A 20730-nucleotide genomic window follows, 5' to 3' on the forward strand; every position below is an offset into this window, starting at 1 on the left:
CTATAATCATCGAGCTTTATCGCGTGCATAGACTTTGCGTGGCAGTTTTGCAAGGGGCGTGTGCACGATGCTTTGCGCCGGCAAGCTGCAGTGAGAACGCAATCAAAAGCTTGGCCAGCCGCGAATTTTTTCCAACCACGTCAGGGCGCCTCGGCCCTGTCGCATGTCCGAAGAGGTCATCAATGTCTGTAGCTGACATCAAGAAATCCGATATCGTTGCGCAGTTCCAACGCGCTCAAGGCGATACCGGCTCCCCCGAAGTTCAGGTGGCTCTGCTCACCGCCCGTATCAACGAACTGACCGGTCACTTCAAAGAACACATGAAGGACCATCACTCGCGCCGCGGTCTGCTGCGTATGGTCAGCCGTCGCCGCAAGCTGCTCGACTATCTCAAGGGCCGCAATCCCGATTCGTACCGCGCACTGATCGAAAAACTCGGTCTGCGCAAGTGATCGACGGGGCTGGCTCCCCATGACGCAACCGTGGTCGGTGCGACGTATGTCGCGACGGCCACGGTTTTTCATTTGTAAGGAATAATCGTCATGTTCAATAAAGTGACAAAATCGTTCCAGTACGGCCAGCATACGGTCGTCCTGGAAACTGGCGAAATCGCTCGCCAGGCCTCCGGCGCCGTTGTGGTGTCGATCGAGGACACCGTCGTCCTGGCCACTGTCGTGGCTTCCAAGAAGGCCAAGCCGGGCCAGACGTTCTTCCCGCTGACCGTCGACTACATCGAAAAGACCTACGCCGCGGGCCGTATCCCCGGTGGTTTCTTCAAGCGCGAAGGCAAGCCGTCCGAAAAGGAAACGCTGACCTCCCGCCTGATCGACCGTCCCCTGCGTCCGCTGTTCCCCGAAGACTTCTACAACGAAGTCCAGGTGGTCATCCACACGCTGTCGGTCAATCCTGAAATCGATCCCGACATCGCCGCCATGATCGGCGCGTCCGCCGCCCTGGCCATTTCCGGCATCCCCTTCAACGGCCCGATCGGCGCCGCGCGCGTGGGTTACATCGATGGCCAATACGCCATCAACCCGACCGCCTCGCAGTTGAAGTCCTCGAAGCTGGACCTGGTGGTCGCCGGTACCGAAAACGCCGTGCTGATGGTGGAATCGGAAGCCCAACAGCTGTCCGAAGAAATCATGCTGGGCGGCGTGGTCTATGGCCACGAGCAGATGCAAGCCGTCATCAACGCCATTCACGAACTCGTGAAGGACGCCGGCAAGCCGGAATGGGACTGGCAAGCGCCCGCCAAGGACGAAGCCCTGATCGCCGCTGTCACCGCGGCTGCCCAGGATGGCCTGAACGCCGCCTATCAGGTCCGTGAAAAGCAGGCCCGCACCACCAAGCTGCGCGAAGTCTACGCCGACGTGTCGGCCAAGCTGGCTGCCGCCGCCGCTGAAAAGGGCGAATCCGCTCCGGACGCCGTCACGGTCGACAACATCCTGTTCTCGCTGGAATCGGCCATCGTCCGCGGCCAGATCCTGAACGGCGAACCGCGTATCGACGGTCGCGACACCCGCACCGTGCGTCCGATCAGCGTGCGTCTGGGCGTGCTGCCCCGCGCACACGGCAGCGCCCTGTTCACCCGTGGTGAAACCCAGGCGCTGGTCGTGGCCACGCTGGGCACCAAGCAAGACGAACAGATCATCGACGCGCTCATGGGCGAGTACCGTGACCGCTTCATGATGCACTACAACATGCCTCCGTTCGCCACCGGCGAAACCGGCCGCATCGGTGTGCCCAAGCGCCGCGAAATCGGCCACGGCCGTCTGGCCAAGCGCTCGCTGATTCCGCTGCTGCCGGCACCGGAAGACTTCCAGTACACCATCCGCATCGTCTCTGAAATCACCGAGTCCAACGGCTCGTCGTCGATGGCTTCGGTCTGCGGCGGCTCGCTGGCCATGATGGACGCTGGCGTGCCGGTCAAGGATCACGTGGCCGGCGTGGCCATGGGCCTGATCCTGGACGGCGGCAAGTTCGCCGTGCTGACGGACATCCTGGGTGACGAAGATCACTTGGGCGACATGGACTTCAAGGTCGCGGGCACCGAAAACGGCGTCACCGCACTGCAGATGGACATCAAGATCCAGGGCATCACCAAGGAAATCATGCAAGTGGCGCTGGCGCAAGCCCGCGAAGGCCGCCTGCACATCCTGGGCAAGATGAAGGAAGCGCTGGACGGTTCGCGTGGCGAGCTGTCGGCTTTCGCCCCGCGCATGCTGACCATCAAGATCAACCCCGAGAAGATCCGCGACGTGATCGGCAAGGGCGGCGCCACCATCCGCGCGCTGACCGAAGAAACCGGCACGCAGATCGACATCTCCGACGACGGCACGATCGTGATCGCCAGCGTCGACGAAGCGCAGGCCAAAGAAGCCCAGCGCCGCATCGTCGAGCTGACCGCCGACGTCGAAGTGGGCCAGATCTACGAAGGCTCGGTCCTGCGTCTGCTGGACTTCGGCGCCATCGTGCAAGTGCTGCCGGGCCGCGACGGCCTGCTGCACATCTCGGAAATCGCCAACTACCGCATCGCGAACATCAACGATGTGCTGAAGGTCGGCCAGCAAGTCCGCGTCAAGGTCATCGAGGCCGACGACAAGGGCCGTCTGCGCCTGTCCATCAAGGCCATCGGCGGCATCGAGCAGCAGCAACCCGCTGCTGCGCCCGAAGCTGCCCCGCAAGCGGAACCGCAAGCCGAATAAGGCCTGCTGCAAGCTTGTCGAGAACGGCGCCGCAAGGCGCCGTTTTTTATTGCCTGGCGCCGCGCTGATTCATCTTCTTTCGTCTTGGTATCTCCGGCATCTCCCATCTTCGCGCGCCTTACGGTAAAGTCTTGCGCGTACGAGACGAGCGCCGGCGCCGACGACAGGCCGGCAAGGCGCCAGACAGGGGGATCGGGATGGATCGGGCATGATGCGAAGGCAAGCACCCCTGGCGGGCACGGCTCTCGCGTTGCTGGGCGCCGCGTTGCTGCTGGCGGGCTGCATGTCCAGCCCCGGGCCAGGCCAGGGATCGCCCAAGGGCGAGACCATGTCGGCGGACCAGCTGGTCCAGACCGATTTCAACCGTACCGTCACGCTCGAAGTGCGCGACAACCTGGCCAGCCTGTACAGCCTGCTGGACAAGCTGTACCGCCGCAATCCGCGCGAATGGCGCAAGACGGGGGCGCCGGACCACGCGACCGCGGTGTCGCGGGTCAAACATGCCATCGAAGTGCGCATCCCGCCGGCCGATCTGGCGGGCCTGCACGACATCCAGATCCTGGCGGTATCGTTGGACCCCAACTATTCCGGGGATCGGGTCGGGGCCTTCATCTACGGCCTGGCCGACACCATCATCGCCGCCCATAACGGCAAGACGCGGCTGTACGCCACCGACGCGCTGGATGGGCAGCGGGTCTACAATGCCGCACGGAACGTCGAGGCGGCGGCCTGGCTGCTGGCATCGCGCCGCAACAATCAGGGCGAGCCTTTGCTGCTGGCCAACGAGATGTCGCAGACGGCCACCAACCTCAGTTTCGAACGCGAGTTCGGCGCCATCATCGGCCGCCTCGACCTGATCGCCAATCTGCTGGGCGAGAACTCGCGGCGCATCGGCATCAACTATGCGCAAGGCCTGTTGCTGTTCAATTTCCTGCCAGTGCGCTAAACGGGATTTTCCATCGTGATCGATATCGCTTCCATCCAGACCGCCCGCGAAAACCTGCGTGGCCAGGTGCTCAAGACCCCGTTCACGCTGTCGCGGACCCTGTCCGACATCTTCGGCGCGGAAATCTGGCTGAAATTCGAGAACCTGCAGTTCACTGCCAGCTTCAAGGAGCGCGGCGCGCTGAACCGCATGCTGACGCTGTCCGAAGACGAACGCCGCGCGGGCGTCATCGCCGTGTCGGCCGGCAACCACGCGCAAGGCGTGGCCTACCACGCGCAGCGCATGGGCGTGCCCGCCGTGATCGTGATGCCGCGCTTCACGCCCACCGTCAAGGTCGCCAACACGCGCCGCTTTGGCGCCGAAGTCGTGCTGGCGGGCGATACCTTCGATGACGCCAAGGCGCATGGCTACGAGCTGGCCCAGCAGCGCGGGCTGATCATGATCCATCCGTATGACGACGAAGCCGTCATTTCGGGGCAGGGCACCGTGGCCCTGGAGATGCTGGAAGACCAGCCGCAACTGGACACGCTGGTCATCGCGATTGGCGGCGGCGGCTTGATCTCGGGCATCGCCACCGCGGCCAAGGCGCTCAAGCCGGGCATCGAGATCATCGGCGTGCAGACCGAACGCTTCCCGGCCATGTATGCCGCGGTCAAGGGCGTGTCCATGCCGCAGGGCCAATACACCATCGCCGAAGGCATCGCCGTGAAGTCGCCCGGCGCGCTGACGCAGCCCATCGTAGCCAAGCTGGTCGACCACATCGAGCTGGTCAGCGAGGCCGACATCGAGCACGCCATCGTGGTGCTGCTGGAAATTGAAAAGACCGTGGTCGAAGGCGCCGGTGCGGCGGGCCTGGCGGCCCTGCTGCGCGCGCAGGAAGCGGGCAGCGAACAATTCAAGGGCAAGCGCATCGGCCTGGTGCTGACCGGCGGCAACATCGACCCCCTGATGCTGGGCGAACTGATCGAACGCGGCATGGTGCGCGCGGGGCGTCTGGCCCGCATCCGCGTGGATCTACGCGACCTGCCGGGCGCACTGGCGCATGCCACCAAGCTGATCGCCGATGCGCAGGCCAACATCACCGAAGTGCATCACCAGCGCGCATTCACGTCGCTGCCGGTGCGCAATGTGGAAGTGGACTTCGTGCTGCAGACGCGCGGGCCGGAACATATCCAGGAAGTGATCGATATCCTGAATGCAGCCGGTTTCGCGGCCAGCAATCACGACCATTGACGCGGCGCGGCGGCGCGCGCTGCGTGGCGTCTCAGCGGGCGCTTAGTTCCGGATCACGCCCCACCTGGTTCTTCAGGCGGTACAGGCGTTCGCGGTGCAAGGTCGTGGCCAACGGTTCGGGTTCGCGTCCCAGCGCGATGTAGTCCGCCGGGATCTGCGCGATCGCCTCGCGCATGCGGCCGGCGTCGTCCTGCCACCACTGCGCCAGCATGCGATCCGGGTTGTACACGTCCAGCCCCTGGCGGCGCAATTCCGAGCGATTGAAGTCCTTCAGGTTCCAGGTCAGCACCTGCACGGCAGGCGTCTTGGCCAGGCCGCAACGCGCGCGCCGCGCCAATCCGGCGGCGATGACGTGGAAGTCCTTGGGGTCGCTGTAGCGCAGCGAGGCTTCGTACACCTGCGTGTCGGCCTCGTTGGCCTCGGGAAAGCGCGTGTTCATCTCTGCCCAGAATTCATCCAGCACCTCCGGCGGGATGTCCCAGATGCGCGAGGCGTTGCGGCGCCATTCCTCGCCGATGCGGTCCGTCCAGACGGGGGCGAACACGCCGGCATCGGCCAGGCGCAGCAGCAGGCGCCGCAGGATGCCGGACATGAGGACGCAGGCGTCCAGGACGATGAAGGGGGGTGTGGACGACGATGTGCGCAATGGCGCCTCAATGGGGTGGTGCCCGAGACCGGAATCGAACCGGTACGGCCTTGCGGCCGAGGGATTTTCTTACCACTTCGGCTTTCGCCGCCAGCGCGTGAGCGCTGTTCGTGGTCTGGAGCACGCCTTCACCATAGCCTTGCGGCCTTAGGTGCCCGCCGTCTGCTCTCTACACCTTCCCGGTTCTTTCAAACCGGGCTTGGCTCGGCGTTGGCTCGGAACAGGTCCAGGGCATTCGCCGAGTTTGACGGGCTACACCTTTGGAGTTTCCTCCAAAGGGCTCAAATTAGTTCAAGTCCCTTGTGTCTACCAATTTCACCACTCGGGCATTGCGGCCCCTGGGCGGGGTGGCAATGGGATACATCGCGCGCCCTACGGACGCGGGCGGTATCCGGCGGGCGTGACTATACCACTTGGGAGGGCGCTTTCGCCCCGGTAGCCACCCGCCCGGGGGAAATCACACGATGAACTGGACGGTATGGCGAGGCCGTTCGTCGACGCTGAGGCTGAACACGTCGGGCCGCGCGTAGTGGCCGACCACGTCGAAGTCGTAGCGGGCGCGTACCAGCTCGTCGACGTCGACCTGGGCGGTCAAGAGGCCCGTCTGGCCGTGCAAGGGGCCGGCGAGCACGTCGCCCAGCGGGCCGACGATGAGCGAACCGCCGTTGATGAGGGGGCGCTTGGGGTCCCAGCCCGGCACGTCCAGCCCCAACTCGGCGGGTGACGGCTGCACCTGGCAGGCGCTGATGACGAAGCAGCGGCCTTCGTGGGCGATGTGGCGCATGGAACATTGCCAGATGTCGCGTTCGTCGACCGTGGGGGCGCACCAGATCTGCAAGCCTTTCGCATACATGGCGGTGCGCAGCAGCGGCATGTGGTTTTCCCAGCAGATGGCGCCGCCGATGCGGCCCGCGGCGGTGTCCAGCACGGGCAGGGTGGAGCCATCGCCCTGGCCCCAGATCAGGCGTTCGGTGCCGGTGGGCATCAGCTTGCGGTGCTTGGCGGCCAGGCCGGTGGCCGGATCGAAATACAGGGCGGTGCAGTACAGCGTGCTGCCGGCGCGCTCGATGACGCCGATCACCAGGCTGGCGCCGGTGCGTTGTGACAGGGCGGCCAAGGCGTCGGTTTCGGGGCCGGGCACGTCGATGGCGTTCCGGTAGTAGCGGGCGTAGGCCTCGCGGCCCTCGGGTAGCCGATAGCCCAGGCGGGTGCCGAAGATCTCGCCCTTGGGGTAGCCGCCCAGCAAGGCTTCCGGCATGACGACCAGTACTGCGCCGGACGCGGTGATCTCGGCTTCGAAGGCCAGGATCTGTTCCAGGGTTTTCTCTTTGCCTTCGGGCGAGGCGCCGATCTGCAATGCGGCGACGGTCTGGGCGGTCATGCGGATTCCTTGGGGTGGGTGAATGCCGCCAGTGTCGGGGTGGGCCTAAAATCAATCAATCCTGCTCGAAGATAAATGATATGAGCCAAATTGATATCGAATCGACCGACCTGAACCTGCTCAAGGTGTTCGAGGCGATCTACGACGAGGGCGGCGCAGGCCGCGCAGCGTTGCGGCTGGGCGTGACGCAATCGGCTGTGAGCGCCGCGTTGGCGCGCCTGCGCATGCTTTATGCGGATCCCCTGTTCGTGCGCACGGGTCGGGGCCTGTCGCCCAGCCTGCGGGCGCGCGAGCTGCGGCCGATCATCGGTGAGGCGCTGGACAAATGCCGCCAGAGTCTCTCGCTGGCCAGGCCGGGCGCCGCGAGCCTTGCGGGACGCTCGGTGACGCTGGGGCTGTCGGATGATTTCGAGATTGCGCTGGGGCGCGAGGCGATCATGGCGCTGGCGCAAACCGCGCCGGGGTTGCGACTGATCTTTCGGCAGACGCACAGCCGCCTGGCGGCCGACATGCTGATGGCGCGCGAGGTGGACCTGGTGATCGCGTCCGGCGGACTCATCGCGCCTGCCCTGCAACGGGTGACGGTGGGGCAGGGCGGCTACGCCTGTCTGGTGGACGCGGCCAGCCTGGCACCGGACGAGACCGGGTTGTCCGTCGACGCGTTCACGCGGCGTGCGCACGTGCTGGTGTCGTCGGGGGGCTTCATCGGCGTGGTGGACGAGGTGCTGCACGGCATGGGGCTGACGCGCCGCGTGCTGGCGGCGACCACGCATTTTGCGGCCTTGCCATTCCTGCTGCGGGGCAGCGACGCGCTGGCGACCTTGCCAGCCCACGCGGCGCGCGGCCTGGCGGCAGGGACGGGGCTGCGGCTGTTGCCGTGCCCCATCGCCATGCCGGGCTATGCCATTGAAATGGGCTGGCGTGCCGATGCGTTGCGGGATGAAGCGGTAGCGGCGGCCCGGCGTTGTCTGTTGGGGCTGCTGCAAGGCTACCGCTGGGGGTGAAGCCAAGGGGCTATTTCAGGAAGTTGTTCACGACCAGGGCCTCGACGTCCTTGATCCGACCGCTGAGCACCGCCTTGGCGGCGTAAAGCGCCGTGTCGGCGACCTGGGCGAATTCGACCTTGGGCGGCATGACCAATTCGGCGGGATTGGTGTGGACATCCAGAAGCGCTGGGCCGGGATGCGCAAGGAATTCCTGGACCGCGGCATCCAGCTCGTCCGCGACGGTCACTTTGCGACCGTAGAACCCGATCACTTCCGCAAGCCTGGCGAAATCGGGGTTGAGCAGGTCGGTGTAGTTGTCCAGCAGACCTTCCACTTTTTGCTCGAGCTCGACGAAGTTCAGCGAGGCATTGTTCAGCACCACGATCTTGATCGGCAGTTTTTCCTGGATGGCGGTCAGCAGGTCGCCCAGCAGCATGGTCAAACCGCCGTCGCCGGAGATGGCGATGACCTGGCGGTCCGGATAGGCCTTTTTCAGGCCGAGCGCCTGTGGCATGGCGTTGGCCATGGTGCCGTGGACCAGGCTGGAAAGCGTGCGGCGTTTGCCGTTGGTGTGGATGTGCCGCAGCGTCCAGACCATGGCTGATCCACCATCCGCGGTAAACAGCGCGTCGTCGCTGGCATGTCTGTCGAGCAGGCTGACCAGATGCTGCGGATGGATCAGGTCGCTGGAGCCGGCCTGCTCTTCTTTTTCCAGTGTCTGCACCGATTGCTGGTGAATCTTCAGGCATTCCTCGAGAAAGCCGCAGTCGTCACGTTGTTCGAGCAGCGACAGCAGCGCTTCGAGCGTGGGAATCACGTCGCCCACGACGCCCAGGTCAATGGGATGGCGCCGGCCGAGATGGCTGCCATCGCGGTCAACCTGGATGAGCGTGGCCTTGTCGGGATAGAACTGTGCCCACGCGAAGTCTGCTCCCAGCAGCAGCAAGGTGTCGCATTCCTTCATCATGTGAAAGCCGGACTTGATGCCGATCATGCCGGTCATGCCCATATTGAACGGATTGTCGTATTCGACGAAATCCTTGGCGCGCGAGGTATGGGCGATCGGCGCATTGAGCCGGCCCGCCAGGGCGATCAGGAGATCATGCGCACCTTGGCAGCCAGAGCCGGCGTAGATGCCTACCTTCTTGCCGCGGGCCAGCAGGTGGGCGATCTGCTGCAATTCGGCATCGTTGGGGCGCAGCACGGGTTGCGGGAAATGCACCGAGTACGGCAAGTCGTCCTGGACCTGGGCCTGGCTGATATCGGCCGGCAGGATCACGACGGCCACACCGCGGCGGTTGAGCGCGGCCTGGCAGGCTTGCGTGACGACACGCCGTGCTTGATCAGGAGATTGAACCTGTTCGCAGAACACGGAGCAATTGGTGTAGATCGACTTGAAGTCGACTTCCTGGGGGAAGTCCATGCCCAATTGCGACGTGACGATCTGGCTGGCGATCAGCACCATGGGCGCCCGATTGCGCTGGGCTTCGTAGATGCCATTGATGAAATGCAGGCTGCCCGGCCCGCAGGATCCCGCGCAGGCGGTCAGGTTGCCGCTGACATAGGACTCGGCACCCGCCGCGAAGGCGGCGGCTTCTTCGTGGCGCACATGCACCCACTGGATCTTGCTGCGGTGAATGGCATCGGTGACGTGGTTCAGGGGGTCTCCGACAATGCCATAGCAATGGCGAACGCCTGCGGCCTCCAGGGCGTTGACAACGATTTCGGCGACTTTTTTGCTCGGCATGCAGATCTCCTTGATCAGGGACTCGCTAGAAACCAGTAAGTCCGATCAAGAGCTTGCGCCGAAGTTCCTGCAGGCAGGCGTTTGTGCAGTGGGAAACAGTATCCCAATTGCCGCGTCGATTTTCTTCGCGAGGGGACGGCCCGATCTCCCCTTCTGCCTATTTGCGTCCGAACAGCCGCCCCAGCAACCCACGCGGTTTGCTGGCGGCCTGTTCCGCCGCCAGGGCATTGTCCAGCGACAGTTGCTGGTACTGAGGCTTGCCGTTCTGCTGATAGGCTGCCGCGGCCTGGCGGAACGCGGTTGCCGATTCCGCGTGGCGCGACATGGCGCCGTAGATCTCGCCGCGCGAATACAACGCCCAGTCGCGGTATGTCGGATCCATCGCGACCAGGCGGTCGCAGGCCGCCAGTGCATCGTCGTGGCGGCGGGCGGCGATCAGGGCGTTGACAGTGTCTGCCTGCAGCATGCTGTCGTCGGGCCAGCGTTGCTGGGCGCGCGCGGCCTCGGCTGCTGCTTCCGCACCTCGTTCCAGCCCGATCAAGGCGTCGATGCGCACACGGCGCCATTTCACCCAATCGGGATCCAGCGCGATGGCCACTTCCGACAAGGGCAGCGCTTCGCCGTAGCGTTCCAGGCGGACGAGCATGTCGGCCGCGTTGCCCGGCAGGAAGTCGTTCTTCGGCGCCAGTTCATAGCCTTGCAGGTAATAGGCCAGCGCTTGTTCCCACTGGCGCTGGTCGCGCTGTGCGTTGCCGGCCACGAACAGCAATTGGGCGTCGCCGCTGGACAGGGGGTCCAGATCGCGCAGGGCCAGTTCGGCCAGTTCGGGCTCGCCGCTGCGCACGTATTCGCGGGCCTGTTCCTTGCGGCCTTCCCAGCCGTTGTCCGACAGCGCGTCCAAACGTCGCCACAACGGCTTGGCCTCGTCGGCTCGGTCCAGCCGGTGCAGCGAGCGGGCCTTGCCTTCCAGCGGCCAATCCCAGTCGGGCTCGCGGCGCAGCAGGCTGGTCCATTCCTCGACGGCATCGGCGTGGCGCCCCATGGCCTGCAGGCAGGAAGCGCGGTTGTGCTGGATGGCGTTCTGTTCGCCCAGGATCGCGCGCGATCGGTCGAACATGGCGATGGCCTTGTCCAGGTCGCCCAGGCGGCGGTAGGTATTGCCGGCGTCATACATGAAGCGGCCATTGCCGGGGGCGAGCGCGACGGCGCGCTCGAAATACGGCACGGCCTCGGTATGGCGACCGGCATTGGCCAGGTTGGACGCGATGTAGCAGTGCGGGGCGCCGGCCTGCGGCCGTTGCTGGATCGCGCGGGTCCAGCAGTCGATGGCGTCCTGCAGCCGTTCGTCGTTGATCAGCACGTAGGCCTCGGCCATCAGCAGGCCGAAATGCGAGGGCGCGCGTTGGCGGGCGTCGCGCAGGATGTGCCAGGCCGCTTCGTGGTCGCCGTCGTCGTAGGCTGCCGTGGCGCGCACGCGCAAGGCGTCGGCGCAGTGAGGGTCCAGCGCCAGCGCGCGCGCCAGGTCGGCGTCACGCGCCGCCGGCGCGCCGCGTTTGTCGTGGCAGCGGGCGCGCAGCGCCCACGTCAGGGCGACGTTCGGCTGTTCGCGCACCGCCTGTTCGCACAGGGCGAGCATCTGCGGATGGTCGTCGCCGTCGTCAGCGAGCAGGATGGATTCGATCAGGTTGGACATGCGGATTTCCAGGGACGACGCGCCGGCTGGCGCGTCCGTGGGGAGCGATGCGTGCGCGATCAGGGCGCAGCGGCGTGGCGACACTTGTAGGGCCGGTCTGTGGCGGCGATGTCATCGCTGCCGCACTGCCACCGGCGGATACCGCCGCCTTTGCGTTCGGCACGCAATTCGGGCAGATAGACCAGATGCTTGCCGGCCAGGGTGGGTTCGCCCTGCGCGCTGGCCGAGCCGGCGATGGTGAAGCGCAGCACGCCGTTCACCGGATTCAGTTCCAGATTCGAAAATCCATTGGCCGCCAACGATTCAGGCGTCACGCCCAGTTCCTGCAATGTCGCGGCGTAGCGGCCGGCACTGCGGTAATGATTTTCCGCCAGCATCCTGATCGGGTCCGACACCAGATCCAGCCGGCGCACGTCGGCGGCCAGGGGGCTGTCGGCCTCTTGCTTGCCCAAGGTCAGCGCGGCCAGCACGAAGCCACCCAGCACCAGCACCGCCGCGCCCGCGGCGAACAGCAGGAACTTGCCGACGCCGGTGATCGACCGTGCCTGGCCCAGCGCGGCCTGCACCGCCCGGGGATCGGCATGGCTGGACACCACATAAGTGCCGGCGGCCCAGTTGTGCATGGCGCGATCGCCGAAGATGGCTTGCTGGATGTGGTGAAACAGACCGGGCAGCGCCAGGTTCAACGGAAACTTCATCAGGTGCCGCCACACGGAGCGAAGCAGGCCGGGGCTTCGGCCGCTGCGCGTCACCACGCGCTGCTTGAACAGGCGCTTGCCGGGAGAGCCGGACCCCCAGGCGTCCATCAGCGCCGGCAGCAACAGGCCGATGAGGCCTGCCGCCAGCCACAGCAATGCGGGCGCAGGCTGTTCCAGGAGCCCCTGATAGCTGAGGGAGGCCGCCGACGAAAACGCGAACATCGCCGCGATCATCGTGGCCGCGTCCACCGCGCTGGCCGCCAGCCGTGCCCAGATGCCGGGGAACGGCGCCACGCTCCGGGGGGTGGCGGCCTGGGCGGCTGGCTTGGCTTTCACGGCCTTGCGGGGCGTGGCAGGGGGCGCTGCGGCGGGCAATGGCGCGTGGCAGCTGAAGCAGTGGCTATGGGAGGCCGGGTTCTGCCAATTGCATTTGGGGCACTGCATGGTTCAGGTCTTGTTCTGGTTGTCGATGTGATGACGCGTGTCCTGTGCCGCGCGGACCCGCCCGGTACCGCAGGGCTTCGTGACGGCCAGGCGCAGTGTATCGGACCGCGCGGCAGTTGGCTGGGGAAAACCCCGATCCCGGTCCAGGGAGCGCCGCGGGACACTTCCCGGCATGAAGCGCCCCACCCCTGCACCGCCCCATCCCCGCGACATCGACCCGGTTTCCCTGCGCCTGTTCCTGGCTGCGCTGGAAGAAGGCAGCCTGGCGCGCGCCGCGGCGCGCGAGAACATCGTACCGTCGGCGGTCAGCAAACGCATGATCGACATGGAAGAGGCCTTTGGCGTGCCGTTGCTGGAGCGCGGCGTCAAGGGTGTGCAGGCCACGCCCGCCGGCCAGGGGCTGGCCGGCCATGCCCGGCTGCTGCTGCAGCAGATGGACCGCATGCACCGCGAAATGGCGGGCTTTGCCACCGGCGTGCGCGGCCGCATCCGGCTGGCGGCCAGCGTGGCCGCGTTGTCGGGCGATCTGCCGGCGCAGATCCAGTCGTTTCGCCGGGCCTATCCCCAGATCGAGATCGCGCTGGAAGAAAGCACGACGCAGCAGGTCTTCCAGGAAGTGCTGGAAGGGCGCGCCGACGTGGCGGTGGGGTCGGACTTCGGCCACGACGGCCTGCAGGTGTTTCCCTGCGGCTACTGTGAATTGGCGGCCGTGGTGCCGACGCGGCACCTGCTGGCCGACAGCGAGATCCTGGACTATGCGCAGTTGCTGCCGTACGAGTTGATCGAGCTGAATCGCGACAATGGCATCAGCGCGGTATTCGAACGCGCTGCGCGAGAGGCTGGCGTCACCCGGCGCATCAGCGCGCGTGTCAGTTCGCACGAGACCATCTGCAACCTGGTGGCGCGGGGCATGGGCGTGGCGGTCGTGCCCATGTACCTGAAGCCGCGCCATGCCAGCCAGGACATCCGCTTCATCGCCTTGTCCGGACCCTGGTCCGGCACGCCGTTGTGCATTGCGGTGCGCGATCTGGCTGCCTTGCCACCCGCGGCGCGCGCGTTGCTGGCGCACTTGGGGGCCGTGTCCAAGCCCTAGCGGTGGTGCGCCGCGGGATGCCGAGGCGTCCGGCCTAGGGCTAACCCGGACGTTCCCAAACGAGAATGCCCCGGTGCTCAAAGATTGCTTTTCCGAACGTGCAGCGGTCGCGATGATGGCTGCGTACTGGCCCAGGGGGATGCCCTTCGGCTGGGGGCCACGGCAAGAGGAAACATCGATGACAGCAGCACCGGCTTCACCCTTCATGGACACCAGCGAATTGCCCCTGCGCGGCATCAAGGTGCTGGAGCTGTCCCACATGATCATGGGGCCCGCCGCCGGCCTGGCGCTGGCCGACCTGGGCGCCGAGGTGATCAAGGTGGAACCCCTCGACGGCGACCGCACGCGGCGCCTGAAGGGCTCGGGCAGCGGCTACTTTCCCGTCTTCAACCGCAACAAGCAAAGCCTGTCGATCGACCTGAAGTCCACCGAAGGGCAGGCGCTGGCGCGCCAGCTGGCGTTGCAGGCGGACATGCTGGTGGAGAACTTCCGCGACGGCAGCCTGGCGCGATATGGGCTGGACTACGAAAGCCTGTCGGCCGAGAACCCCGGACTGATCTACGTGTCGCTCAAGGGCTTCCTGTCGGGGCCCTACAAGCATCGCACTGCCCTGGACGAGGTGGTGCAGATGATGGGCGGGCTGGCCTACATCAATGGCGGCGCCGACACCCCGCAGCGAGTGGCGGCATCCGTCAACGACATCCTGGGCGGCACCTTCGGCGTGGTGGGTGCGCTGGCCGCGCTGCACGACCGCCACACCACCGGGCGCGGCCGTCATGTGCGTTCGGGCTTGTTCGAGAACAACTTGCTGCTGGTGGCGCAGTTCATCGCGCAGTTCCAGCTGACGGGTACGGCGCCCAAGCCTTTCGGCGCCGAGCGCAAGCCGCCATGGGGCGTGTACGACGTTTTCGAGACGGCCGACGGCCGAGTCTTCGTGGCGGTGGTGGGCGACGCGCAATGGCGCAATTTCGCGCAGAAATTCCTGCCGCCCGAATGGGCCGCCGATCCGCGCCTGGCAACGGCCGTGGATCGCGAAGCGGCACGTTCGTGGCTGGTGCCTGGGGTGGGCGAAATCCTGAAGGCCTGGAAGACCGACGAACTGTGCGCCGCGCTGGAGGCGGCGAACCTGTCGTACGGCCCCATCCGCCAGCCCCACGATCTGCTGCAGGACGAACACCTGAACGCCGGCGGCGCGCTGCTGGCCACGGCCTTGCCGGACGGCGGCGAGATTTCGGCCGCGGCCCTGCCGATCGAGTTCGACGGGCGCAAGGCCGGCAAGCGTTCCGATCCGCCCGGGCAGGGCAGCCATACCGAAGCCATCCTGCGGGGGCTGGGACTGGATGCCGCGCGCATCGAGGCCCTGCACACGGCGGGAATCATCCGTTGCGAAGGCCGATGACCAGGTCGTAGAACCTGTCCCCGTCGAGGCGGCGCAGACCGCCAAGACATCCATCAAAGAGGAGACTATCCGATGATCCGCAAACTCTTGGCGGTGGCCAGCCTGGCCATCGCCTGTGCCGCCCACGCGCAGGACTATCCCAACAAGCCCATCCGCATCATCATCCCGTCCACGCCGGGCGGCGGCACCGACTACATCGGGCGGCTGATGAGCAACAAGCTGCACGAGCTGAACGGCTGGGCCGTGGTGCCCGAAAACAAGCCGGGCGCCGGCACTGCGCTGGGCCTGGCCGAAGCGGCCCGCGCGCCCGCGCAGGGCTATGACCTGGTGATCGGCCAGTCCGACAACGTCACCCTGATTCCGCTGTTGATGAAGGTGGCGTACGACCCGGTCAAGGACCTGGCGCCGGTGGCGCTGGTGGCGACCACGCCGATGGTGCTGCTGGTGTCCGAGAGTTCGCCCTACAAGACGCTGCCCGAGGTGATCGAGGCCGCCAGGAAAGAGCCGAACAAGATGTCGTACGGCACGTCCGGCACCGGCGGGGGCGTGCACATCGCCATGGAGATGCTGCAGCACGAGGCCGGCTTCAAGATGCAGCACGTGCCCTACAAGGGCTCTGCGCCCGCGCTGGCCGACCTGATGGGCGGGCATCTGCAGTTTGCCGGGTCCTCGATCTCGTCGGCCGCCGCCTTGATCAAGGCGGGCAAGGTGCGTGCCTTGGCCGTGACGTCGCCCAAGCGCAACCCGGCGCTGCCCGATGTGCCCACCGTGGCCGAGCTGGGCTACAAGGATTTCAGCGTGGTGACCTACTACGGCGTGCTGGCCCCGGCCAAGACGCCCGCCGACGTGGTGGCACGGCTGAATGCCGATTTCAACAAGCTGCTGGCGCGCAAGGACGTCCAGGACGCACTGGCCTCGCAAGGACTGGAGACCGATCCCGTCTCCGCGGAGCAGTTCGCCGCGCTCATCCGGTCCGATATCGGCAAGGCCCGCCGGACCATCGCCGCGGCGGGCATCGTGGTGCAGCAATAGCCCCCGGCGCATTGAACAGGGAAACCATCATGGATCAGGAAGTCAGGCTGTGCGAAGTCGGCCCGCGCGACGGGCTGCAGATGGCGCGCGGCATGATGCCGGCGGCCGACAAGCTGCGCTGGATACGGCAGCTGGCCGCGGCCGGCCTGCGTGAAATCGAGGTGGGCAGCTTTGTCTCGCCGCGGCGGGTGCCGCAGATGGCAGACACGGCGCAGGTGCTGCCCGCGACGCTGGACCTGGACGGCGTGACCGTCTGCGCATTGGCTTGCAACCTGAAGGGGGCCATCGCCGCCTACGAGGCGGGCGCCCACGTGATCGCCATCCCCGTGTCGGTCAGCGATACGCATAGCCACGCCAACGTCGGCAAGGGCACGGACGCGCAGGTGGAGGCGGTGGCGGCCATCGTCGATTGGTTGCGGGCGCAGCCGAGGGCGGTGCGGGTGGATGCCGCCGTCGCCACGGCCTTTGGCTGTTCGTTGGAAGGCGCGGTGCCGGTGCGGCGGGTGGCGCAGGTGGCCGCGGCGGTGGCGCGTGCCGGGGCTGACGAGATCGCGCTGGCCGACACGGTGGGCTATGCCCATCCCGCCCAGGTGCGCGATGCCGTGCGGGCCGCCCAGGATGCGATCGGCGTGCGGCTGGTCAAGCTGCATCTGCACGACACCATGGGTCTGGGGCTGGCCAACGCGCTGGCCGGACTGGACGAGGGCATCCGCGCGTTCGACGCCTGCCTGGGCGGCCTGGGCGGTTGCCCCTTCGCGCCGGGCGCGTCGGGCAACATCGTCACCGAGGACCTGGTGTTCATGTTGGAAAGCATGGGCTACCGCACCGGTGTGGATCTCGCTGAACTGCTCGCCGCGCGTGAGTTGCTGGCGAATGCGTTGCCGCAGGAAATCCTGCGCAGTGGCGTGGCGGCGGCGGGAATTCCGAAAACCTACGCGGCGATCGCCTCGGTGTCGCGCCGCTGACCAAAGATGAATACGTGGTGGTACTTGTCGCGGATGGGGTGGCGCGGCCGGACCACGCCGGGGATCGGTGGCACGAAGGGCGTGAACAGCCCCAATGCGTCGACATGCACGGGAAATGGCGCGCGCTCGGGCGTGTCGTTGTAGCCCAGCACCAGCAGGCCGCCGGGCTTGAGCACCGCGTGGCACTGTTGCAGCATGCGTTCGTAGCCCGCGAGGTCGTTCAGGCCATAGCCGATCAGGCCGTTGGCCACCACCACGTCGAAAAAGCCCGGCTCGTAGAACGCCGCCATCTCGGTGGCGCTACCGGTCAGGTGCTTGCCGGGCATGCCGTAGCGGGCTTGCTCCGGGTCCATGTCCAGGGAATAGAACTCGGGCTTGAGCAACCGGGGGTAGTGCCAGGTGTATTCACCCATGCCCAGGAACAGGCAGCGTCCCGGGCCTCGCGGGCCGTTGGCCAACTGGTTCAGGTAGCCGAATATCTGCTGTTCGAGGAATGCCCGGTTGGGCGCCCGCAAGGGAAATTGCACGCCGCAGCGCGCGGCCAGGGCGGGAGACAGGCGAAACAAACCTGACTTCAATGCGTCTTTCAGTTTGGGCATGGTCAACCTGGCTGTGCCGCCGGTTTTTTTGCCGGGCTTGCCACCGCTGCCGCCCGGAATGCGCCAAATAGTAGACGAATTCGTCCTATTTCAGGACTAATTCAGCTGTTAATGATAAGCGTGTTAACGAGGGGTCGCGTTAACCCTTGCCCCTGCGCCGGCAAGGATGGCGGCCGTCATGCGTCATTCCCGCAGTGCATCGGCGTGGGGCAGGTTTGTGTGAAGAGCGCGGCGTCGCCAGGCCTGCCAAAAAGAAAGCCCTGGAATGCCGAGCACCCCACGCTTTTCAGGTAAGACAATTGCCCGGCAGTCTCGACGCCTTCGGCGACAACATCTGCCTCCAGCGCGTCAGCCAACATGAGGATGGCGCCCACGATTCCTTGATCCTTCTTGCTTGCCACCACTTCATCAACGAATGTCTTGTCGATTTTTATTCGGGAGATGGATAAATACCGCAGGTATTGCATGGATGAAAATCCCGTCCCGAAGTCGTCAACGGCGATGCCCAGGCCGGCATCGCGAAGGCGCCGAAAGTCGTTCTGTTGACGGCTTCCCTTCGCGTTCAGGAACATGCTTTCCGTGACTTCAAGAATCAGCCTGTCCCGGGCGATCTGATATTTATCTATCAGATTGAGGACGTCGTCCACGAAATGCAGATCATTGAATTGGCGAGCGCTGACATTGATACTCAATGTCCAGCCCGCAGTGGCCGGGCTTTCTGACCAGCGCTGTAGTTGCTGGCAACCGGCTTGCAGGGCCCAGGCGCCCATATTCAGTATGGCGCCACTTCGTTCCGCAAGCGGCACGAACAGCGATGGCGGGATCTGGCCGTACTCGGCGGAGTTCCAGCGCATCAACGCTTCCATGCCGATAATTCTGCGCGCTCCGTCAACTATGGGCTGATATTGCAGAGACATCTCGTCGTGCATCAGCGCATGGGTCAGCGCATCTTGCAGCGACTCGAATGCCTGATTGGAAGCTGCTTGATTCATGAGCCCTCTCTGAACGATCAATGAAGCATCTACTGCAATCCAAAAAGACAGGAACAACTATTTGCCGGGTACGCTGAAATGGCGATGCGCCAGCCCAGCTTAGAATGATTATCCTGTGGCGTCTTGCCATTTGATGCCAAATTCGAAATTGCAGTTGAATCTGTATTCGAAATGCAGCGGACGCATCGATCAATCTTGACAGAGATTACCCTGGTCTAAATACTCGCAGCGTGCTGATGTAACGCGGCGCTTAACCAAATCAGGGTATTCCATGTTCAAGGAAAGCAATAAATATCTGAAAGTCCTCCGCCTGCAGTGGGGGCGTTGCATGCGGTCGGCCTTGCTGGCGTTCGCCTGCGCACTGGCTCCGGCAAGCGCAGCGTTCGCCGACAACGCGCTTGCGATCCGCAATGATTCCGCAAGTGCGCTGCAACACCTTTACGCTGCCGAACCAAGCACCAAAGAACTGGGCGAGAAAGCGGTCGCAGTCCTGGTTTTTCCCAAGATCTACAAAGCGGGTTTGCTGGTCGGCGGCGAGCATGGTCAGGGCACCTTGTTCAAGGGTAAAGAACTCATCGGTTACTACGAAATCTCGGCCATGTCGTTGGGCCTGCAGGCCGGCGCCCAGACCTTTGGCTACGCACTTTTCTTCATGAATCAGAAATCGCTCAGCTACCTCGAGAAGAGCGATGGCTGGGCGTTGGGCAGTGGCCCCAGCCTGGTGGCTTGGGACAAGTCCGTTGCTTCCAGCGTGTCGACCACCACCTTGTCGCAGGACGTATTTGCCGTCCCGTTCGGCGCCCAGGGGCTGATGGCGGGCATGGGGCTCGAGGGCTCGAAGATCACCAGCATCACACCCTGATACGCTGCGCAGGAATGTCGCCGATGCCGGTTCCAACGCTACGGATTGCCGGCCCAGCTTGTACTCGGGCCATGCAGGCGTGGTTGGGGTTGGCGTCGGTGCGTGAAGGCGACGTGCGCCCATGTCTCATTATTCATGCTGATTTGTCTCGCTTGTCGATTTGATTGATTCCTTCGCGAAGGGGACGGTGTAAATTCGACCACGATTTTCAGCTCAAGATAATAATCGGGCGAAGCACCTTCCGAAGGCGGCGCGTCCGGCAATGGGGCTGAGCGTAAAAGCCTGCATCCATGTCGAACGCCACGCCGTCCATCAAACTCAGAAGCTTCTTGCACATCGGGCCCTACCTGGCCAGCCGGGGGGTGTCCGCGCTTGAATTCTTTCAGCGACTGGGAGTCTGCCCGAACATTTTCCAGACGCCGGATATCTGGCTGCCACGGGCGCAGTGTTTCCATATCGCCAACGAAATGGCTGCCATCGCGCAAGACCCGTTCGGCGGCGCCCAGGTGGGCCGCTTGATGGAGCTGCGCTCGCTTGGCCCCTGGGGGAATCTGGTTCTGGGCACGCGGAATGTGGGCGAGGCATGTGCCATGGCCGCCACCCACGCGGCGATGCTGCACCAGGGGGGAGAAGTTCGAATCGTCACCGAAGGCCGCACGACGAAACTGATTCATAGGTTCACCGGTCCGCTGGGAGCGGATCCGCGGCAGTTCATTTTTGGAAGCCTCGCCGTATTGCGCAAGGTGCCACTTCTGGCCGGCGCGCCGTCGGCGATACGCGTGCACTTGCAGACGCCGACAGCACGGGGTGACGACGCATTGCAAGAGTGCCTGGGTCCGAATATCGAAACCGGGGCCGAACATAATATGGTCGAATTTGACCGTGATTTGCTCGATGCGCCTTTTCAAGGACCGAAAGACGACTCGCGCAAGATTACACGGGCGCTGCAGTCGACCATCGATACCGCGGGTCTGCTGATCGAACGGATTGCCGAGCAGGAAGAAATCAATCTCGAATCCGTTGCCAAGAAAATCGGTATGTCGCCGCGGACGCTGCAGCGGCGGCTCCAATGCAGCGGCGTCGATTTTGAAAGCCTGAAGGACGAGACGCGGCGCAGCGAAGCGCTGCGGCTGATCAGGCTGGGCAAATATTCAGCGACTGAAATTGCCTATATGGTCGGCTACAGCGATCCCGCGCATTTCACGCGCGCTTTCAAGCGGTGGACGGGGCTTGCGCCGTCTCGCTTCCGCTCCCTCGAGCTCAATCCAGCCTGATCCGACTGGGCGGCGTGGCACAACCGTTGCTGCCT

The 20730-nt window shown here is 64.9% G+C and carries 18 protein-coding genes; 11 read left to right on the top strand and 7 right to left on the bottom strand.

The window, feature by feature from the left end; genetic code table 11:
* The first annotated feature begins 182 nt into the window (after positions 1-182).
* The 4 genes from rpsO to AC6LJ2_RS00940 all read left to right on the top strand — a co-directional run bounded on the left by rpsO (position 183) and on the right by AC6LJ2_RS00940 (position 4884).
* On the top strand, positions 183-452 hold the full coding sequence (rpsO, locus tag AC6LJ2_RS00925) for a 30S ribosomal protein S15 (protein WP_006223612.1): 270 nt from the start codon (positions 183-185) through the stop codon (positions 450-452).
* A gap of 90 nt (positions 453-542) precedes the next feature.
* Positions 543-2705, top strand: a complete 2163-nt coding sequence (gene pnp, locus AC6LJ2_RS00930; protein WP_263910284.1) for a polyribonucleotide nucleotidyltransferase — start codon at positions 543-545, stop codon at positions 2703-2705.
* Positions 2706-2916: 211 nt separating this feature from the next.
* Positions 2917-3651, top strand: a complete 735-nt coding sequence (locus tag AC6LJ2_RS00935) for a hypothetical protein (protein ID WP_498150555.1) — start codon at positions 2917-2919, stop codon at positions 3649-3651.
* Between the two features lie 15 nt (positions 3652-3666).
* Positions 3667-4884 carry a threonine ammonia-lyase gene (locus tag AC6LJ2_RS00940; protein ID WP_175190891.1) on the top strand — a complete coding sequence of 406 codons (1218 nt, stop codon included), beginning with the start codon at positions 3667-3669 and terminating at the stop codon, positions 4882-4884.
* Between the two features lie 31 nt (positions 4885-4915).
* On the opposite strand, the gene AC6LJ2_RS00945 is transcribed toward AC6LJ2_RS00940, so the two are convergent.
* Positions 4916-5476 carry a PIN domain-containing protein gene (locus AC6LJ2_RS00945; RefSeq protein WP_498150542.1) on the bottom strand — a complete coding sequence of 187 codons (561 nt, stop codon included), beginning with the start codon at positions 5474-5476 and terminating at the stop codon, positions 4916-4918.
* A 511-nt stretch (positions 5477-5987) separates the two neighbouring features.
* Positions 5988-6911 (bottom strand): carbon-nitrogen hydrolase family protein, encoded by a 924-nt coding sequence (locus tag AC6LJ2_RS00950; RefSeq protein ID WP_498150543.1) that lies wholly within the window; start codon positions 6909-6911, stop codon positions 5988-5990.
* A gap of 80 nt (positions 6912-6991) precedes the next feature.
* On the opposite strand from AC6LJ2_RS00950, the gene AC6LJ2_RS00955 reads away from it, so the two are divergent.
* Positions 6992-7915: a LysR substrate-binding domain-containing protein gene (locus AC6LJ2_RS00955; protein WP_498150544.1), complete on the top strand. Its 924-nt coding sequence runs from the start codon at positions 6992-6994 to the stop codon at positions 7913-7915.
* A 10-nt stretch (positions 7916-7925) separates the two neighbouring features.
* Here the strand turns inward: AC6LJ2_RS00955 and AC6LJ2_RS00960 are convergent, their stop codons facing one another.
* The 3 genes from AC6LJ2_RS00960 to AC6LJ2_RS00970 form a co-directional block, all read right to left on the bottom strand.
* Complete coding sequence (locus AC6LJ2_RS00960) at positions 7926-9644, bottom strand: thiamine pyrophosphate-dependent enzyme (RefSeq protein WP_498150545.1); 1719 nt, start codon at positions 9642-9644, stop codon at positions 7926-7928.
* A 157-nt stretch (positions 9645-9801) separates the two neighbouring features.
* Entirely contained in the window at positions 9802-11337 is a 1536-nt protein-coding gene (locus tag AC6LJ2_RS00965) for a tetratricopeptide repeat protein (RefSeq protein WP_498150546.1), read from the bottom strand.
* A gap of 59 nt (positions 11338-11396) precedes the next feature.
* Complete coding sequence (locus AC6LJ2_RS00970; RefSeq protein ID WP_498150547.1) at positions 11397-12371, bottom strand: RDD family protein; 975 nt, start codon at positions 12369-12371, stop codon at positions 11397-11399.
* Between the two features lie 280 nt (positions 12372-12651).
* Here AC6LJ2_RS00970 and AC6LJ2_RS00975 point away from each other — a divergent pair, with 280 nt between their 5' ends.
* From AC6LJ2_RS00975 to AC6LJ2_RS00990, 4 genes are all read left to right on the top strand, one after another.
* Complete coding sequence (locus AC6LJ2_RS00975; RefSeq protein ID WP_263910295.1) at positions 12652-13572, top strand: LysR family transcriptional regulator; 921 nt, start codon at positions 12652-12654, stop codon at positions 13570-13572.
* Between the two features lie 205 nt (positions 13573-13777).
* The gene (locus AC6LJ2_RS00980; RefSeq protein WP_498150556.1) at positions 13778-14971 is read left to right on the top strand and encodes a CaiB/BaiF CoA transferase family protein; all 1194 of its coding nucleotides are present in this window, start codon (positions 13778-13780) and stop codon (positions 14969-14971) included.
* 72 nt (positions 14972-15043) lie between these two features.
* On the top strand, positions 15044-16003 hold the full coding sequence (locus tag AC6LJ2_RS00985; protein ID WP_498150548.1) for a Bug family tripartite tricarboxylate transporter substrate binding protein: 960 nt from the start codon (positions 15044-15046) through the stop codon (positions 16001-16003).
* 29 nt (positions 16004-16032) lie between these two features.
* On the top strand, positions 16033-16968 hold the full coding sequence (locus AC6LJ2_RS00990; protein WP_263910298.1) for a hydroxymethylglutaryl-CoA lyase: 936 nt from the start codon (positions 16033-16035) through the stop codon (positions 16966-16968).
* Here the strand turns inward: AC6LJ2_RS00990 and AC6LJ2_RS00995 are convergent.
* Complete coding sequence (locus AC6LJ2_RS00995) at positions 16935-17567, bottom strand: class I SAM-dependent methyltransferase (protein WP_498150549.1); 633 nt, start codon at positions 17565-17567, stop codon at positions 16935-16937. The genes AC6LJ2_RS00990 and AC6LJ2_RS00995 overlap by 34 nt on opposite strands.
* Positions 17568-17743: 176 nt before the next feature.
* Positions 17744-18559: an EAL domain-containing protein gene (locus tag AC6LJ2_RS01000; protein ID WP_445658324.1), complete on the bottom strand. Its 816-nt coding sequence runs from the start codon at positions 18557-18559 to the stop codon at positions 17744-17746.
* Positions 18560-18830: 271 nt separating this feature from the next.
* On the opposite strand from AC6LJ2_RS01000, the gene AC6LJ2_RS01005 reads away from it, so the two are divergent.
* Positions 18831-19421, top strand: coding sequence for a lipid-binding SYLF domain-containing protein (locus tag AC6LJ2_RS01005; protein WP_498150550.1), 591 nt, complete (start codon positions 18831-18833; stop codon positions 19419-19421).
* A gap of 290 nt (positions 19422-19711) precedes the next feature.
* Entirely contained in the window at positions 19712-20695 is a 984-nt protein-coding gene (locus tag AC6LJ2_RS01010; RefSeq protein WP_498150551.1) for an AraC family transcriptional regulator, read from the top strand.
* Positions 20696-20730 lie beyond the last annotated feature (35 nt).

The sequence above is a fragment of the Achromobacter sp. 1014246743 genome (assembly GCF_059760725.1).

Excerpts from the sequence above, each read along its gene's own strand:
- rpsO (WP_006223612.1), top strand. The coding sequence starts at position 183 with ATGTCTGTAGCTGACATCAAGAAATCCGATATCGTTGCGCAGTTCCAA.
- AC6LJ2_RS00945 (WP_498150542.1), bottom strand. The coding sequence starts at position 5,476 with ATGTCCGGCATCCTGCGGCGCCTGCTGCTGCGCCTGGCCGATGCCGGC.
- AC6LJ2_RS00960 (WP_498150545.1), bottom strand. The coding sequence starts at position 9,644 with ATGCCGAGCAAAAAAGTCGCCGAAATCGTTGTCAACGCCCTGGAGGCC.
- AC6LJ2_RS00985 (WP_498150548.1), top strand. The coding sequence starts at position 15,044 with ATGATCCGCAAACTCTTGGCGGTGGCCAGCCTGGCCATCGCCTGTGCC.
- AC6LJ2_RS00995 (WP_498150549.1), bottom strand. The coding sequence starts at position 17,567 with ATGCCCAAACTGAAAGACGCATTGAAGTCAGGTTTGTTTCGCCTGTCT.
- AC6LJ2_RS00980 (WP_498150556.1), top strand. The coding sequence starts at position 13,778 with ATGGACACCAGCGAATTGCCCCTGCGCGGCATCAAGGTGCTGGAGCTG.
- AC6LJ2_RS00935 (WP_498150555.1), top strand. The coding sequence starts at position 2,917 with ATGCGAAGGCAAGCACCCCTGGCGGGCACGGCTCTCGCGTTGCTGGGC.
- AC6LJ2_RS00990 (WP_263910298.1), top strand. The coding sequence starts at position 16,033 with ATGGATCAGGAAGTCAGGCTGTGCGAAGTCGGCCCGCGCGACGGGCTG.
- AC6LJ2_RS01000 (WP_445658324.1), bottom strand. The coding sequence starts at position 18,559 with ATGAATCAAGCAGCTTCCAATCAGGCATTCGAGTCGCTGCAAGATGCG.
- AC6LJ2_RS00965 (WP_498150546.1), bottom strand. The coding sequence starts at position 11,337 with ATGTCCAACCTGATCGAATCCATCCTGCTCGCTGACGACGGCGACGAC.
- pnp (WP_263910284.1), top strand. The coding sequence starts at position 543 with ATGTTCAATAAAGTGACAAAATCGTTCCAGTACGGCCAGCATACGGTC.
- AC6LJ2_RS00950 (WP_498150543.1), bottom strand. The coding sequence starts at position 6,911 with ATGACCGCCCAGACCGTCGCCGCATTGCAGATCGGCGCCTCGCCCGAA.
- AC6LJ2_RS01010 (WP_498150551.1), top strand. The coding sequence starts at position 19,712 with ATGTCGAACGCCACGCCGTCCATCAAACTCAGAAGCTTCTTGCACATC.
- AC6LJ2_RS01005 (WP_498150550.1), top strand. The coding sequence starts at position 18,831 with ATGTTCAAGGAAAGCAATAAATATCTGAAAGTCCTCCGCCTGCAGTGG.
- AC6LJ2_RS00955 (WP_498150544.1), top strand. The coding sequence starts at position 6,992 with ATGAGCCAAATTGATATCGAATCGACCGACCTGAACCTGCTCAAGGTG.
- AC6LJ2_RS00975 (WP_263910295.1), top strand. The coding sequence starts at position 12,652 with ATGAAGCGCCCCACCCCTGCACCGCCCCATCCCCGCGACATCGACCCG.